14 protein-coding genes are annotated in these 15,595 nt (G+C 64.1%); 8 read left to right on the top strand and 6 right to left on the bottom strand.

The features are described 5' to 3' along the window. Positions 1-25: 25 nt before the first annotated feature. A complete protein-coding gene (locus ACFQO4_RS08585) occupies positions 26-775 on the bottom strand; it encodes a sugar phosphate isomerase/epimerase family protein (protein WP_500260534.1) in 750 nt (249 codons plus the stop codon). An 81-nt stretch (positions 776-856) separates the two neighbouring features. Here ACFQO4_RS08585 and ACFQO4_RS08580 point away from each other — a divergent pair, with 81 nt between their 5' ends. Continuing rightward, positions 857-1,894, top strand: coding sequence for a Cdc6/Cdc18 family protein (locus ACFQO4_RS08580; protein ID WP_500260533.1), 1,038 nt, complete (start codon positions 857-859; stop codon positions 1,892-1,894). A 55-nt stretch (positions 1,895-1,949) separates the two neighbouring features. Here ACFQO4_RS08580 and ACFQO4_RS08575 read toward each other — a convergent pair whose 3' ends face one another. Next, entirely contained in the window at positions 1,950-2,519 is a 570-nt protein-coding gene (locus tag ACFQO4_RS08575) for a GMP synthase subunit A (protein ID WP_500260532.1), read from the bottom strand. A 92-nt stretch (positions 2,520-2,611) separates the two neighbouring features. Between ACFQO4_RS08575 and ACFQO4_RS08570 the strand changes: the two genes are divergently transcribed. Next, the gene (locus ACFQO4_RS08570; RefSeq protein WP_253430069.1) at positions 2,612-2,749 is read left to right on the top strand and encodes a hypothetical protein; all 138 of its coding nucleotides are present in this window, start codon (positions 2,612-2,614) and stop codon (positions 2,747-2,749) included. Positions 2,750-2,966: 217 nt separating this feature from the next. Here ACFQO4_RS08570 and pan1 read toward each other — a convergent pair whose 3' ends face one another. Next, on the bottom strand, positions 2,967-4,184 hold the full coding sequence (gene pan1 / locus ACFQO4_RS08565) for a proteasome-activating nucleotidase Pan1 (RefSeq protein ID WP_500260531.1): 1,218 nt from the start codon (positions 4,182-4,184) through the stop codon (positions 2,967-2,969). A gap of 124 nt (positions 4,185-4,308) precedes the next feature. On the opposite strand from pan1, the gene ACFQO4_RS08560 reads away from it, so the two are divergent. The 3 genes from ACFQO4_RS08560 to rad50 all read left to right on the top strand — a co-directional run bounded on the left by ACFQO4_RS08560 (position 4,309) and on the right by rad50 (position 8,816). After that, positions 4,309-4,578: a MarR family transcriptional regulator gene (locus ACFQO4_RS08560; RefSeq protein ID WP_500260530.1), complete on the top strand. Its 270-nt coding sequence runs from the start codon at positions 4,309-4,311 to the stop codon at positions 4,576-4,578. A 102-nt stretch (positions 4,579-4,680) separates the two neighbouring features. Beyond that, positions 4,681-6,075, top strand: coding sequence for a DNA double-strand break repair protein Mre11 (gene mre11 / locus ACFQO4_RS08555; RefSeq protein ID WP_500260529.1), 1,395 nt, complete (start codon positions 4,681-4,683; stop codon positions 6,073-6,075). Continuing rightward, positions 6,072-8,816, top strand: coding sequence for a DNA double-strand break repair ATPase Rad50 (gene rad50 / locus ACFQO4_RS08550; protein WP_500260528.1), 2,745 nt, complete (start codon positions 6,072-6,074; stop codon positions 8,814-8,816). Before mre11 ends, rad50 begins: the two co-directional genes overlap by 4 nt. Positions 8,817-8,857: 41 nt before the next feature. Here rad50 and ACFQO4_RS08545 read toward each other — a convergent pair whose 3' ends face one another. The 3 genes from ACFQO4_RS08545 to ACFQO4_RS08535 all read right to left on the bottom strand — a co-directional run bounded on the left by ACFQO4_RS08545 (position 8,858) and on the right by ACFQO4_RS08535 (position 9,986). Then, complete coding sequence (locus tag ACFQO4_RS08545; protein WP_500260527.1) at positions 8,858-9,292, bottom strand: DUF7346 family protein; 435 nt, start codon at positions 9,290-9,292, stop codon at positions 8,858-8,860. After that, complete coding sequence (locus tag ACFQO4_RS08540; RefSeq protein WP_500260526.1) at positions 9,289-9,714, bottom strand: DUF7322 domain-containing protein; 426 nt, start codon at positions 9,712-9,714, stop codon at positions 9,289-9,291. Before ACFQO4_RS08540 ends, ACFQO4_RS08545 begins: the two co-directional genes overlap by 4 nt. Positions 9,715-9,821: 107 nt before the next feature. Beyond that, a complete protein-coding gene (locus ACFQO4_RS08535; protein ID WP_500195112.1) occupies positions 9,822-9,986 on the bottom strand; it encodes a DUF7331 family protein in 165 nt (54 codons plus the stop codon). A gap of 170 nt (positions 9,987-10,156) precedes the next feature. Here ACFQO4_RS08535 and ACFQO4_RS08530 point away from each other — a divergent pair, with 170 nt between their 5' ends. The 3 genes from ACFQO4_RS08530 to sufB all read left to right on the top strand — a co-directional run bounded on the left by ACFQO4_RS08530 (position 10,157) and on the right by sufB (position 15,595). Beyond that, positions 10,157-12,895 carry a DNA-directed DNA polymerase gene (locus ACFQO4_RS08530; RefSeq protein WP_500260525.1) on the top strand — a complete coding sequence of 913 codons (2,739 nt, stop codon included), beginning with the start codon at positions 10,157-10,159 and terminating at the stop codon, positions 12,893-12,895. A 293-nt stretch (positions 12,896-13,188) separates the two neighbouring features. After that, positions 13,189-14,103, top strand: a complete 915-nt coding sequence (locus ACFQO4_RS08525) for an ABC transporter ATP-binding protein (RefSeq protein WP_500260524.1) — start codon at positions 13,189-13,191, stop codon at positions 14,101-14,103. A gap of 61 nt (positions 14,104-14,164) precedes the next feature. Further along, on the top strand, positions 14,165-15,595 hold the full coding sequence (gene sufB / locus ACFQO4_RS08520) for a Fe-S cluster assembly protein SufB (RefSeq protein ID WP_253430038.1): 1,431 nt from the start codon (positions 14,165-14,167) through the stop codon (positions 15,593-15,595).

The following is a 15,595-nucleotide window of genomic DNA, read 5'->3' as shown; positions in this document are numbered from 1 at the left end:
AACGTCCAGTTTCTACGTCGAGTTGTCATCGACCGAGTAAGTCTACCATGGTCTGGGTGTCGCGCTCGAGAGCCAGTTCCGGATCCGATGGGTCATCGTGTTCGTAGACGAGCCACTCTACGCCCGCTTCCCGGGCGGCGTCGACGCAGGCCTCGAGCGGGACCGAGCCCGCCCCGAGGGCGCACGGCTCGTCGACGTCGACGTCTTTCAGGTGAACTAGCGGGACCTGCTCGCCGTAACGCTCGAGGAGGGCAACAGGGTCGCGACCTGCGGCGTGAGCCCATCCCACGTCTAGCTCGAGCGTCACGGGAGTTCCCGCGAGTTCGTCGACGAGGAAGTCGAAGGCGTCCCGTTGCTCGTCTTCGGCCGATTCGATCGATACGAACTCCTGCGTGTGATTGTGGTAGGCGAGGGAGAATCCGAGGTCGGTGAGTCGTTCGCCCAGTCTCGAGAGCCGCTGGGGCGTCTCCTCGACTGCACGACGAGACCGAAACGCCTCGGGATCGAGCCACGGAACGACGATTCGATCACAGCCGATGGGTCCGTAAGGTCGAACGGCCGCTTCGAGGTCGGCCTCGAGGTCCTCGATCGGGACGTGGGCAGCCATCGCCTCGAGCCCCGTCCGCTCGAGCGCGTCGGCGACGGCTGCGGGATCCGCGTCGTCGAATCCCGCCAGCTCGACGCCCTCGAGCCCAGTTCGCGCCACGAATTCGAGTTTCTCGGGAAGCGATCGATCGAGCCTTCGCAAGGAGTACAGCTGAACGGCGGTGTGCATACGTCGCGTACGGACGCCGGCGTCAAGAGTGCATGCGGAGCCACGACCGTTTATGGTCCTCGAGCGCACACTCGTCGTATCGTGATCGTCGATCCGCGCGTCCTCCAGGAGGACTTCGTTCCGAGCGAGGTGGTCCACCGCCACGACGAGGTCTCTCACCTCTCGGAGACGCTCGAGCCGATCCTTCACGGAGATCGACCGGAGACGACCTTTCTGCTTGGGCCGACGGGCGTCGGCAAGACCTGCATCGCGCGATACACGCTCGACCGGTTGCAGGAAAAGCGACCCGACGTGCAGGTCGCCTACGTCAACTGTTGGCAGGACCACACTCGGTATCGCGTGCTGTACGCGATCCTCGATGCGCTTGGACTCGCGCTCGAGGTCCACCGCTCGACGCCGAAGGACGAACTGTTCGACCGCCTCGCAGCGGCGAACGACCAGCCCGTCGTCGCCATCCTCGACGAGGTCGACCAGCTCGAGGAGACGACGGCCCTGTACGACCTCCACCGGCTCGGGCACGTCTCGCTGGTGTTGATCGCCAACCGCGAGGCCGAACTCTTCGCCGGGTTCGACGACCGCGTCCGCTCTCGCCTGCGCGCCGGGACGCGCGTGCAGTTCGACCGGTATTCGACCGAGGAACTGGTCGCGATTCTTCGAGAACGGGCGAAACAGGGCCTCGAGCCGGGCGCCGTCGAGGATGACCAGCTACAATTGATCGCGCAGGCGGCGGGCGGCGACGCCCGCGTCGGAATCGGCATCCTGCGCTCGGCAGCCCGGATCGAGACGCGCCGCGGCGGCGGGACGCTCTCGAACGAGGCGCTCGAGGAGGCGATTCCCGATACCAGGGAGGCGATCCGCCGGGAAACCATCGACGGCCTGATCGAACACCAGCGGGTGCTCTACGACGTCATCGACGAAGCGGGCGAGATCGAACCGAGCGCGCTCTACGCCGAGTACGAGCGACGGGTGGACGATCCCAAGACGTCGCGGACGCTCCGGAACTATCTGACGAAGATGGTTCACTACGACCTGATCGAGGCCGTCGGTAGCAAGCGGGGGCGGACGTATCGAGTGGTCGGTGATCGATCCGAGCCAGAGAGTGAATCAGCCGGAGAGTGAGTAGCCTCGAGCCGCCAGGGGACGGCAGGAGACGGCAGACTCGATGCGGTGGCCGTCAGTGCGTCGCTTCCGCCGACGCCAGACAGATCTCGAGGAAGTTCTCGAACACTTCCTCGCCCTCTTCGGTGTGGGCCACCTCGGGGTGCCACTGGACGCCGTAGAGGTCCCGGTCCGTGTCGCTCATGGCCTCGACGCCGCAGACGTCGCTCGAGGCCGTGCAGGTGAACCCCTCAGGCAGCGTTTTGACCTCGTCGGCGTGACTCGCCCAGACGCGCGTCTCGGGGGCCAGCGATCCGATGAGCGGGTCGTCTTCCTCGAGCACGTCCACGGTGACGTCGGCGTAGCCGCCGTAGTCGCCGCCGCCAACTTCGCCGCCGAGTTCGACGGCCATGAGTTGCATACCGAGACAGATGCCCAGGACGGGGCGGTCGTCCTCGAGGTAGGCGGCACTCTGGCCGATGCGGTCCATGTCGGGGCCACCCGAGAGGACGATGCCGTCGGCCTCGACGTCTTCGGGCGGCGTCTCGTTGTCGACGAGCGTGCAGTCGACGCCGAGGTCGCGCAGCGCACGCTGTTCCAGGTGGGTGAACTGTCCGTGATTGTCCACCACGGCGATTGTCGTCATTGCAGCGAAGTAGCCACTCGAGCGATAAAAACGGTCCGAACGATGGCTGGCGTTCCCGGTACGTTTATGATCGCTTCGGCGGAGAATCGAGTATGGCACTCGATCTCTCGGCGTACGAGCATCCAACGTGGCTCACAGCCCTCGGCACGGGTGCGGGCTACCTGGCGATTCTCGGGCTGATGACTGTCGCGCTGTTCCTGGTTCCCTGGGCCCTTTTCGCGACGCTGTAGCACCTGCGTTCGTTTTTGCCCTCGACGTTTGCTCTTGAGATTCACCTTCGAGATCACCTCGAGATTCGACCGATAGTCTCGAGGAGGAGCGATCACTCGAGTCACGCGGTAATCGATCGAGAGTGGTGACTCGACGGCTACTCGTAGATTCAGGTATCGAAATCGAAGAAGACGCGAACGCGAAAAGAGTCTCGCTCGGGATTCAGGCGCTCGAGGCTCAGGCGAACGTCTTCGAGACCTCGGGGTCCTCGGTGGACTCGGCCTGGACTTTCTCCCAGGCGTCGTAGAAGTCCTGCATCCGGATCTCCGTGCGGTCGTCGCGGATGGCGAACATCCCAGCTTCGGTGCAGATGGCCTTGACGTCGGCCCCGGAGGCCTCGGGCGTCTCGGCGGCCAGCTGGGCGAAGTCGACGTCGTCGGAGACGTTCATGTTCCGGGTGTGGATCTGGAAGATCAGCTCCCGTCCTTCCTCGGTCGGCTTCGGGACCTCGATGAGGCGGTCGAACCGGCCGGGGCGGAGGATCGCACGGTCGAGCATGTCGAAGCGGTTCGTCGCCGCGATGATGCGAATGTCACCGCGCTCTTCGAAGCCGTCCATCTCGCTCAGCAGCTGCATCATCGTCCGCTGGACCTCGGCGTCGCCGGAGGTCTTCGACTCGGTACGCTTGGCGGCGATGGCGTCGATCTCGTCGATGAAGATGACGGCAGGCTCGTGCTCGCGGGCGACGTCGAAGAGGTCACGGACCAGCTTCGCACCCTCTCCGATGAACTTGTGGACGAGTTCTGAGCCGGCCATCTTGATGAACGTCGCGTCGGTCTGGTTGGCGACGGCTTTGGCGAGCATCGTCTTCCCCGTGCCCGGCGGCCCGTACAGGAGAACACCGCTCGGAGGATCGATACCGACCTCGTCGAACATCTCTGGGCTCTTCAGGGGCATTTCGACGGTTTCGCGAACTTCCTGCATCTGCTCGTCGAGGCCGCCGATGTCCTCGTAGCTCACGTCGGGACTCTCGGTGACTTCCATCACCCGGGCCCGGACGTCGGTCTCGTTCGAGAGGGACTTGACGATCGACAGCGAGTTGTTGACGGCGACGCGGGCGTCGGGCTCTAAGTCGCCGCGCATCTCCTCGGTGACCTCGGTCAGCGCCTCCTGGTTGTTGCCGTGTTGTTTGATAATGACGCCCTCGTCGGTCATCTCCTGGACGGTGGCGACGAACAGCGGCGACTGCTTGAGCTTCTTGTTTTCGTGGGTCAGACGCTCGAGTTTCTGCTGGTACTTGTTGTTCTCGGCGTTCGCGTCGAGGAGCTTGTCCCGCATCTCCTCGTTCTGGGATTCGAGGAGTTCCAGACGCTCCTCGAGAGCCCGTATTTTCTCCTGTTGAGACGCCTCGTCCTCGTCGTACGGGACTTCGACGTCGTCCACAGTATCGGTCATTACGCACTGGTAGGGCATTCCATCATAAGAGACTTCGGGTAGGTACACCCCTCCGATGAATAACCACTAGGAATATTTTGAAACAGAAAATATTATCACCCTGTATGCGGAAGGTGGTCGTGTAATGAGTATCTCAGAATCGTTTCAGGGAGAGGAGCCGGAGCGAGGGACGTGGGAGGACGTCCGCGACCTGCCGCCCAGTGCGAAGCTCGTCGCGAAGGTTCTCGAGTACAATGACACGATGACCCAGCAACAGATCGCCCAGGAGAGCCTGTTGCCGCCGCGAACCGTCCGCTACGCCCTCAGCCGACTCGAGGAGCAGAACGTCGTCGCGTCTCGGTTTTCCTTCTCGGACGCCCGCAAGCGACTCTACTCGCTCGAACTCGAGAACTGATCACTCGTTCGGACCTGACCTCGAACTCGAATGCAAACCGATCTTTCACTTTCGGTCCGGTCGCGGAACCCCTTTAGTCGCCGACGCGCAATGTCGTCGTAGATGACGCGGGTGATACACACGGGCGACACCCACATCGGGTATCAGCAGTACAACGCGCCCGAGCGACGACGGGACTTTCTCGAGGCGTTCGACAGCGTCGCGACGGACGCGATCGAGGACGAGGTAGACGCCGTAATCCACGCCGGCGACCTCTTTCACGACCGGCGGCCCGGCCTGGTCGACCTCCAGGGAACCGTCGAGGTGCTCCGGCGCCTGGCCGACGCCGAGGTTCCGTTCCTGGCGGTCGTCGGCAACCACGAGGGCAAACGGGACGCCCAGTGGCTCGACCTCTTCGCCGACCTGGGGCTGGCGACCCGACTTGGGCCCGATCCGGTGGTGGTCGACGACGTGGCTTTCTACGGTCTCGACTTCGTCCCCCGCTCACGGCGCGAAGACCTCGCCTACGACTTCGACCCGATTCCCGGCGACGCCGACCACGCCGCCCTCGTGAGCCACGGCCTGTTCGAACCGTTCGCCCACGCCGACTGGGACACCGAATTCGTCCTCGAGGAGGCGTCGGTCAACTTCGACGCGATGTTGCTCGGAGACAACCACGCGGCCGACACCGCGGAGGTGGCCGACACCTGGGTCACCTACTGCGGGTCGACCGAGCGTGCGAGCGCGAGCGAGCGCGAGGATCGAGGGTACAACCTCGTCACGTTCGACTCCGACTCCGACGTGGCGATCAGCCGACGGTCGATCCCCGGCACCCGCGAGTTCGTCTTCGTCGACGTCGACCTCGCGGATGAGGAGGGCGTCGACCGGGTCCAGGAACGGGTGCGGGAGTACGACCTCGAGGACGCGGTCGTGATCGTCACTATCGAGGGGGAGGGCCGACCGGTCGCTCCCGCAGCCGTCGAGGAACTCGCCCTCGAGCGCGGCGCGCTCGTCGCACGGGTGAACGACCGCCGGGAACTCGCCGACGAGGACGCCGAGATTTCAGTGAGCTTCGCGGACCCCGACGCGGCGGTTCGCGAGCGCGTGCGCGAACTCGGACTCAGCGACGCGGCCCTCGAGATCGACCAGACGGTCCGAGACGACGACGTGGTCGACGCGAACGTTCGCGAATCGACGAAGCGGCGGGTCGAGGAACTCCTCGAGTCCGACGACTCGGCGTTTGCCCCGGCTCCGGAACGGGACCCGGAGGACGTCCAGACCGTCGCCGACGCGCTCTCGGGTGGGGACGATGCGACGGCGGAGGCGCTCGAGAGCGGCAAAGCGGCAGAGGCGCTCGAGGACAGCGACTCAGCAGCGGCGCTCGAAGCCGACGAATCGGACGAAACGGCGGATGTCGCGGAAGTCGCCGCCGAAACCGAAGCCGAGGGTACCGACGAGGGGAGCGCAACCGAACCGGACGACCAGGCCGATACTACTTCCCTGGGTGATTTCGCGTGAGAGTCGACTCCCTCTCCCTGCGCAACTTCAAGTGCTACGCCGAGGCCGACCTCGGCCTCGAGCACGGCGTCACCGTCGTCCACGGCGTCAACGGCAGCGGCAAGTCGACCCTGCTCGAGGCCGTCTTCTTCGCGCTCTACGGTTCGAAGGCCCTCGACGACCGGACCCTCGACGACGTGATCACCATCGGCGAAGACGAGAGCGAGGTCGACCTCGCCTTTACCCACGACGGAACGAGCTACCGCATCCGCCGGGAACTCAAACTTCGGGGCGACCGGGCGACCACCACGAAGTGCGTCCTCGAGACGCCCGACGACACGGTCGAGGGCGCCCGCGACGTCCGCCGGGAGGTGACGCAACTCCTGCGGATGGACGCCGACGCGTTCGTCAACTGCGCGTACGTCCGCCAGGGCGAGGTCAACAAGCTCATCCACGCCTCTCCGCGCGAGCGCCAGGACATGATTGACGACCTCCTCCAGCTCGGCGCGCTCGAGGAGTACCGCGAGCGGGCGAGCGAGGCCCGCCTGGGCGTCAAGGACGTTCTCGACCGCCAGGAGGGTGCCCTCGAGAAACTGCGCGAGCAGATCGAGACGAAGGAGGAGAAGGACCTCCCCGAGCGGCTCAACGCCCTCGAGACCCGGCGGGCTGACGTGGTCGCGGAGATCGACAACTTCGAGTCCCAGCGCGAAGCCGCGCGGGAGACGCTCGAGGACGCGACGGAGGTCCTCGAACGCCACGAGGAAACCCGCGAGGAGATCACAGCGCTCGAACACGACGTCGAGGAGCTCCGGGAGACGATTTCGGCGACCGAGCGTGAGCGCGAGGAACTGCTCGAGACGATTCAGAACCTCGAGTCCGAGCGGGAGAGCGTGATGGATGAACGAGCATCGTTGCTCGAGGACCTCGAGGAACCGGTTTCGCTCCCGTCGGGAACCGCCGCGGACTTCGACGACCCTGAGGACGCACCCGTCGCAGACGAGGACGAGGACGCCCCGACCGTCGACGCCCGCATCGACACCCTCGAGTCACGAGACGACGAACTTCGTGACCAGCTCGAGGAGATTCGCGTCGAGATCACCGAGACGACCGGCGAGGTCGACCGACTCCGAACGCGCGCGGACGAACTCGAGGCGGAGGCCGACGAGAAGCAGGCGACGATCGACGACCTCGCCGAGACGCTCGAGGCGGAGGCCGAGACGATCGAACGGCGAGAGGAGACGCTTTCGGACCTCGAGGACGAGATCGAGGCGCAGCGAAATCGCTTCGAGGACGCGCCGATCGCGTTCGGCGACGCGGACGACCACCATGAGGAATTGGCAGCCCAGCGAGACGAGTACAAATCCGATCTCGCTACCGTGACGGCCAAAATCGAGGCCGTCGAGGCGTCGATCGAGGAGGGCGAGGCCCTGCTCGAGGAGGGGAAGTGCCCCGAGTGTGGCCAGCCCGTCGAGGACTCGCCGCACGTCGACGTGCTCGACGAACGCCAGGAGGAACTGGCCGACCTCGAGACCGAGCGGGGCGATATCGAGGCCGACCTGGAAGATGCCGAAACCAGACTCGAGCGCGCCGAGGAGCTGGTCGAGGTCGAAGGGGAGGTCGCGGATCTCGAGGGGAACCGCGAGAACGTCGCCCAGTTGCTCGACGAAAAGCGCGAGACGATCGGGGAGCGCCGCGAGCGGCGCGAGGAACTCGAAGGGCGCGTCGAGGACCTTCGGGAGACGGCGACCGAGAAACGAGACGAGGCGGACGCGCTCGAGGACGGCCTGGCCGAAACCCGGAAACGCCTGGGCGACCTCAACGGCGAGCGCGCCGAGATCAAGACCGAACTCGAGGGTCTCGAGTCGGTGGACTCCCTCACCGACCGGCTCGAGGAACTCGCGGGCGACATCGAGCGCGCCCGCACGGAACGGGCGAACAAGGCCGAACTCAACGAGGAGCGCCGGACCCGTCTCTCGGACAAACGGGAGCGAAAGCGGGCCCTCGAGGACGAGTTCGACGAGGGCCGGATCGAAGACGCTCGCGAGAAGAAACACAACGCGGAGCACTACCTCGAGCAGGTCGAGCCGAAACTCGAGGAGCTCGAGGAGAAGCGCGAGGGCATCCAGAACGCGATCGGAGCCGTCGAGCAGGAACTCGAGGATCTGGAGGATCTCCGAACAGATCTCGAGCGCGTCGAGGATCGGGTGGCGGACCTCCAGTCGCTGTACGACGAGGCCGAGACGCTGCAGGCGACCTACGGCGACCTCCGGGCCGAACTGCGCCAGCGGAACGTCGAGACGCTCGAGCGCCTGCTCAACGAGACGTTCGACCTGGTCTACCAGAACGACTCCTACGCGGCGATCGACCTGGATGGCGACTATCGGCTGACGGTCTACCAGAAGGATGGGGAGGCGCTCGAGCCCGAACAGCTATCCGGAGGCGAGCGGGCCCTGTTCAACCTGAGCCTCCGCTGTGCGATCTACCGGCTGCTGGCGGAGGGCGTCGAGGGATCGGCCCCGATGCCGCCGCTGATCCTCGACGAGCCGACCGTGTTCCTGGATTCGGGCCACGTCACCCAGCTCGTGTCGCTCATCGAGTCGATGCGCGACCTGGGCGTCGAACAGATCGTGGTCGTGAGCCACGACGAAGAACTCGTGGGCGCGGCCGACGACATCGTGCGTGTCGAGAAGGATTCCACGTCGAATCGCTCGCGCCTCGAGCGGGGCGAACCCCCGGAGGCGGCGCTGCTGGCGTCAGATTAGCGACTGAGGGAGGTCGTCACTCTCCGTCCGACGCCGTCTTTTCACGACAGCCTTCCCCCGGTGAGCACCTCGAGCCCGCGACGCGCGGAGTCGCTTATCGCGTACCCGCGCTCGCCGCCGACCTCGGTCTCCTCCAGGACGCCGCCAGCCGTGAGGACGGTCAGTCGGCCGTGGAGGTCGCTCTCGCAGAAGTCGCTGTACCCGAGAATCTCTCGAACGCCGAGAGGGCCGCGTTCGGCGAGTTCGAGGACGAGTCCGAGCGTTCGCTCGTCGTGAATCGACAGGAGGAGGGGACGGACGTCGTCGTCGACCGCCTGGGTGGCCAGCTCGAGCGCCGATAGCTCGGGAAGCGGCTCGAGTCGAGCGTTATCGACGTAGCGCTCCTCGCCGGTAGTGGGGTCGCGAACGAGACTCGAGTCCGACGAGCGTTTGACGAGCAGGTAGCGGGTGCCGTCGTCGCCGCGGACGGGTTTCACGGCTGGTCCTCCGCGGTGCTGTTCGCCGGATCCTCGGGCGTTGTCTCGTCGGAAGGTCTTCCGGCGTGGGCGTTGGCTCCGATCTCTTCTGAATCGCCGTCGACGTCGCTCGAAACGGCCGACGGATCGAACGTCCGGTACCGGTAGACGGCGAACCCCGAGAGCACGACTCCGGCCGCGAGCGCCGCTAGGCCAAACTGCGGCATGACGTCGAACGCGAGCAACAGAATCCCGAGTGAGGTCGTGAGAATCGAGGCTTTGACGACGAGTACGAGCGCCCAGAACATTGTAACCAGTTTCGGATCGGCGTCGCTGGCATCAGTCTCGACCTGTGGGATCGTCAGCGAGTCGGTGGTCGGATCGTAGAGGTCGCTCTCGGGATCGACCTCCTCGGGTTCGTGGTCGCTCGGCTCGAGATCCACGACTGTTCTCAGGGGAGTATCGCAAAAAAGCGTTCGCGTTGGGTTGTCGAGGGGTGTGCACCGCGCACCCCGGAACCGTGCACCTGGAAACGCTCGAGGCCGTCAGATCAGGCGACTTCCTCGAGCGAGAACGTCTGGGTCGTCTCCATCCAGGCAAGGGGGTTTTCGGCGTCGTAAAAGACGGTTCCGTCGTCGGTTTCGTAGCTCTCGATCGTGGCGGTGCCCGCTGGTTCGCCACGCGGTTCGCCACCGTCCGTCGTATCGTCGTTCATATGGATAGACACGGCATGTACCTCGTTATGTGCTATGTGTTACCACGTTAAATGTCTTGTTGCCCCCTGTCAGAACACTACCACGTCCGGATTGTGAGCAGGCAACGTGAGTTAGAGCCCGAAAGCCGATTCGCGTGGGTTTTTATCCGGTGACTGCCAAACCCGACACCATGACTGACGCGGGCCAGGCAGGGCTGGATGCGTTCTCGGCGTCGGACGACGATGCCGACGAACGTCCCGACGAGGAAGCCGTACACGTCGCCGGCAACGGCGGCGCGCTCGGCAGCGAGGTGATCGACGTACAAGCGGAGACGCTCCCGGACCCCGACGGGACGCTCGAACTCGCCGTGATGCAGGTCGACTACACCGTGTCGGGCTACGGCGACGACGAGTTCCCGATCGTGCACGTCTTCGGGCGCACGCGCGAAAACGACCTCGAGCACGTGAAGGTACTCGGCTTTCGGCCGTACTTTTACGCGCCGACCGAGACGCTCGAGGAAGATGCCCTAGAGCGTCACGACCGAATCACGGGCTGGGAAGAGACGGGAGACGACGGCGAACCATACGAGAGTATCCGCGGCGAGCGACTGACCAAGATTTTCGGCCAGACGCCCCGGGACGTCGGCCAGATGCGCGACGAGTTCGACCACTACGAGGCTGACATCCTGTTTCCCAACCGGTTGCTGATCGACAAGGACATCCGGAGCGGGATTCGCCTGCCCGAGCGACGAGCGGACGATGGGAGCCTCGTCGTCCCGCACGACGAACTCGAGGCCTGCGAGGTCGAGGCCGACCCGCGCGTCCAGACGTTCGACATCGAGGTCGACGACCGGAATGGCTTCCCCGAGGACGGCGAGGAGCCGATCATCTGTCTGGCCAGCCACGACTCCTACCGCAACGAGTACATCCTGTGGATCTTCGAAGCCGACGACGGTGACGGCGAGTCGCCGGCGGCCCTCGAGGACTACGACCCAATCGAAGGCGACATCGACCACGAGGTCCGCGCGTTCGAGGACGAGGAGGCGATGCTCGAGGCGTTTCTCGACTACATCGACGAGACCGATCCAGACGTTCTGACCGGGTGGAACTTCGACGACTTCGACGCCCCCTACTTCCTCGACCGCCTCGAGGTGCTGGAGGGCCCACACCACGACTTCGACCTGAACCCGGACCGGCTCTCTCGAATCGGCGAAGTCTGGCGGAGTAACTGGGGTGGCCCCGACATAAAGGGTCGGGTCGTCTTCGACCTGCTCTACGGCTACCAGCGGATGGTCTTCTCGGAACTGGACTCCTACCGCCTCGACGCGGTCGGTGAGGCCGAGTTGGGTGTGGGTAAGGAGCGCTACGCCGGGTCGATCGGGGACCTCTGGGAGGACGACCCCACCCGCCTGCTCGAGTACAACCTCCGAGACGTGGAACTCTGCGTCGAACTCGACCGCCAACAGGAGATCGTTGCCTTCTGGGACGAGGTGCGCACGTTCGTCGGGTGCAAACTCGAGGACGCGCCCACGCCCGGCGATACCGTCGACATGTACGTCCTCCACGAGGCCCACGGGCGGTTCGCCCTCCCCTCGAAGGGCCAGCAAGAGGCGGGCGAGGAGTACGAGGGCGGGGCGGTCTTCGAGCCGATCACGGGCGTCAAGGAGAACGTGACCGTGCTCGACCTGAAGAGCCTGTACCCGATGTGTATGACGACGATCAACGCCTCCCCGGAGACGAGAGTCGATCCCGACGAGTACGACGGGGAGACGTTCGTCGCGCCTACGACCCCGGAACCGACCCACTTTCGGCAGGAACCCGACGGCGTCATGCGCGAGATGATCACCGAGTTGCTGGCCGAGCGCGAGGAGAAGAAATCGCTCCGAAACGAGCACGAACCGGGCAGCCTCGAGTACGAGCAGTACGACCGCCAGCAGGGTGCTGTCAAGGTTATCATGAACTCGCTCTATGGCGTGTCGGGGTGGGAACGTTTTCGTCTATATGACAAAGAAGCCGCATCCGCAATCACGGCCACTGGGCGCGAAGTCATCGAATTTACGGAGACTGCCGCAAACGAACTGAATTATCATGTTTCGTATGGTGACACCGACAGCGTCATGCTCGAGCTGGGCCCCGAGGTCACGAAGGAAGAGGCCATCGAGCAGTCGTTCGAAATCGAGGAGTACGTCAACGGCCGCTACGACGACTTCGCACGCGAAGAACTCAACGCCGAGGAACACCGCTTCCAGATCGAGTTCGAGAAACTGTACCGGCGATTCTTCCAGGCCGGTACCAAGAAGCGCTACGCCGGCCACATCGTCTGGAAGGAGGGAAAGGAAGTCGACGACGTCGACATCACCGGCTTCGAGTACAAGCGCTCGGACATCGCGCCGATCACCAAAGAAGTGCAACACCGGGTGATCGAGATGATCGTCCGCGATGGTGACATCGAGGGCGTCGAGGAGTACGTCGCCGAGATCATCGAGGACTTCGAGGACGGGAACGTCAGCCTCGAGGAGATCGCGATTCCGGGCGGAATCGGCAAGCGCCTGGACAACTACGACACCGACACGGCCCACGTTCGCGGGGCGAAGTACGCGAACCTCCTGCTGGGGACGAACTTCGACCGCGGGAGCAAGCCCAAGCGGCTGTATCTGGAGCGCGTCGACCCCGCCTTCTTCCGGCGTGTCGAGGACGAGCAGGGGCTGGATCCCCACACCGATCCCGTCTACGGCGCGTTCAAGCGCGACCCTGACGTGATCTGTTTCGAGTACGACGATCAGGTACCCGAGGCGTTCGCGGTCGACTACGACAAGATGCTCGAGAAGACGCTCAAGGGGCCGATCGAGCGGATCCTCGAGGCGCTCGACATGTCCTGGGAAGAGGTCAAGTCGGGCCAGACCCAGACGGGCCTCGATTCGTTCATGTAGTTTTTGGGGGGTTTCGTCACCTCGAGCGAGACCGGCCCCGGGACACGCCGTGCGGGACAACGAATATGCTAGCCCGTTCGGTTACCAGTTATGCGAACGACGGTGTACCTACCGTGCTCGGCTAATACAGCGTCGGGCCTCACGTTCCAGAACGGATACGGGCGTTCTCGACCCCTCGTCAGCCCTTTCTCTTTCAGAAAATTATCTTCCCAAATCGGCACATCATCCACTCAGATACGAAACCATTATCAGGCTCACGCCCCACTCTCGAGACGACAGAGGTATCCGATCATATGGCACGCCTAGAACTCAAAAATCTGCACGCGAAAGTAGCTGAGGGCGACGAACAGATCCTGCGCGGCGTCGACCTCGAGGTCAACTCGGGCGAGATCCACGCCCTGATGGGACCGAACGGCTCCGGGAAGTCGACGACCTCGAAGATCGTCGCCGGCCACCCGGCCTACGAAGTCACCGAGGGCGAGGTCCTGCTCCACCTCGAGGAGGGCGAGTTCGGCGACGAGATCGACATCCCCGAGGACAAGCGAACGTGGAACCTGCTCGAACTCGAGCCTAACGAGCGCGCGGCGCTGGGCGTCTTCCTCGGCTTCCAGTACCCAGCCGAGATCGAGGGCGTCACGATGACGAACTTCCTGCGGACGGCACTCAACGCGAAGATCGAAGAGCGCGAGGAGCTCTTCGAGGACGAAGACGAGGAAGCAGAGGAAGAAGAAGAAGCAGACGACACGCCTACCACGTCGCCGATGGAAGGCCCCGCCGACGAGGGCGAGATCGGCGTCTCCGAGTTCCAGGAACTCCTCCGGGAGAAGATGGAACAGCTCGACATGGACGAGAAGTTCGCCCACCGCTACCTCAACGCCGGCTTCTCCGGCGGGGAGAAAAAGCAGAACGAAGTGCTCCAGGCCGCGATCCTCGAGCCTTCGATCGCCGTCCTCGACGAGATCGACTCGGGGCTCGACATCGACCGCCTCCAGGACGTCTCCAACGGGATCAACTCCCTGCGCGACGACCAGGGCACGGGAATCCTCCAGATCACGCACTACCAGCGCATCCTCGACTACGTCGAACCCGACCGCGTCCACATCATGCTCGACGGCCAGGTCGTCAAGAGCGGCGACGCCAGCCTCGCCGAGCAACTCGAGGACAAGGGGTACGACTGGGTGCGCGAGGAGGTCTACGAGACCGCGTAACCGAATCTGCCTAGGCGAACCGTCATAACGCCAGGGCCGCAACCAACTACATACACCAATCATGAGTTCAGAACAAGACCACCTCAAAGACACCGACACCGAAGCCAGGTTCGAGTTCAAGAAAGAAGAGCGCTCGGCCGTCAAATCGGGGAAGGGGTTGACCGAAGAAGTCGTCAACCTCATCAGCGACGACAAGGACGAACCCGACTGGATGCGCGAGCGCCGCCTGCGCGCGCTTCGGCAGTACCACGCGATGCCGCTCCCGACGGACTGGCCCGGCCAGCCAGACCTGACCGAGCTCGACATCGAAGAGATCGTCCCCTACATCCGCCCGGACGTCGACAAGCGCGAAGGCGTCGACGACTGGGACGAACTCCCCGACGACATCAAGGACACGTTCGAACAGCTCGGCATTCCGGAGGCCGAGCGGAAGGCGCTCTCGGGCGTCGGCGCGCAGTACGAGTCCGAGGTCGTCTACCAGAACATGCAAGAACAGTGGGAGGAGAAGGGGGTCATCTTCATGAACATGGACCAGGCGGTCAAGGAGCACCCCGAGATCGTCAAGGAACACTTCATGACGACTTGCGTCCCCCCGAGCGACAACAAGTTCGCCGCGCTCCACGGCGCGGTCTGGTCTGGCGGCTCGTTCGTCTACGTCCCCGAGGACGTAACCGTCGAGATGCCGGTCCAGGCGTACTTCCGGATGAACAGCGAGGGTATGGGCCAGTTCGAGCACACGCTCATCGTCGCCGAACCCGGTTCGGAGGTCCACTACATCGAGGGCTGTTCGGCTCCGAAGTACGGCAAGCACAACCTCCACAGCGGGGGCGTCGAAGTCTTCGTCAAGGAAGGTGCGCACGTCCAGTACTCCACCGTGCAGAACTGGTCGAAGAACACCTACAACCTCAACACCAAGCGCGCCATCGTCGAGGCCGACGGGACGATGGAGTGGGTTTCGGGCTCGATGGGCTCGAAGGCCACCATGCTCTACCCGTGTTCGATCCTCAAAGGTCGCGGCGCCACCGATACGCACATCACCATCGCCTTCGCGGGCGAGGGTCAGAACATCGACACCGGCGCGAAGGTCTACCACAACGCGCCGGACACGAAGTCGACGATCGAGTCGAAGTCCATCTCGAAGGACGGCGGCCGCACCAATTACAGAGGATTGGTCCACATCGCCGACGGCGCGGAGAACTCCTCCACCGCGGTGGAGTGTGACGCGTTGATGTTCGACAACGAGTCGACTTCCGACACCATGCCGTACATGGAGATCGAGGAGTCGAAGGTCGACGTCGCCCACGAGGCCACCGTCGGCAAGATCGGCGACGAGGACATCTTCTACCTCCAGTCTCGTGGACTGGACGACGACGACGCGAAGAAGATGATCGTCGCCGGGTTCATCGAACCCATCACGGAGGAACTGCCCATCGAGTACGCGGTCGAACTCAACCGCCTCATCGAACTCGAGATGGAGGGAAGCCTCGGATAA

Origin of the sequence: Saliphagus sp. GCM10025334, from assembly GCF_042663485.1 — an archaeon.
Classification (GTDB): Archaea; Halobacteriota; Halobacteria; order Halobacteriales; family Natrialbaceae; genus Natronosalvus.
This window is presented reverse-complemented; position numbering and strand designations above follow the sequence as displayed.